Origin of the sequence: Pseudomonas sp. Ant30-3, assembly GCF_000690905.1 — a bacterium.
Classification (GTDB): domain Bacteria; phylum Pseudomonadota; class Gammaproteobacteria; order Pseudomonadales; family Pseudomonadaceae; genus Aquipseudomonas.
Window position 1 is genome coordinate 1 of sequence record NZ_JMCL01000252.1, and the last position, 489, is coordinate 489.

Below are 489 nucleotides of genomic sequence, written 5' to 3' on the forward strand. Positions count from 1 at the left end.
CGTCTTTCATCGCCTCTGACTGCCAAGGCATCCACCGTATGCGCTTCTTCACTTGACCATATAACCCCAAGCAATCTGGTTATACTGTGAAGACGACATTCGCCGAAAATTCGATAATACTCAATTAAGAGCAACTCACAAATTTTACCTTAGCCTGATCCCACACCAGTGAAAGTGTGGTCCAGTCTATCTTTCTATCACATACCCAAATTTTTAAAGAACGATCTAATCAAAGACTAGAAATCAATATTCACTGCAGAATATTCATTTCTAAACTCTAACGTGTCAAAGCAGTTTATGGTGGAGCCAAGCGGGATCGAACCGCTGACCTCCTGCGTGCAAGGCAGGCGCTCTCCCAGCTGAGCTATGGCCCCATAACAAAATTGGTGGGTCTGGGCAGATTCGAACTGCCGACCTCACCCTTATCAGGGGTGCGCTCTAACCAACTGAGCTACAGACCCAATTTCGAGCTTGTAACTGTTAGCCATG

The 489-nt window shown here is 46.0% G+C and carries 2 tRNA genes; both read right to left on the reverse strand.

What is annotated here, in order from left to right:
• Window positions 1–298: 298 nt before the first annotated feature.
• Window positions 299–374 (reverse strand) — tRNA-Ala (locus DU29_RS0129200).
• A gap of 10 nt (window positions 375–384) precedes the next feature.
• Window positions 385–461 (reverse strand) — tRNA-Ile (locus tag DU29_RS0129205).
• Window positions 462–489 lie beyond the last annotated feature (28 nt).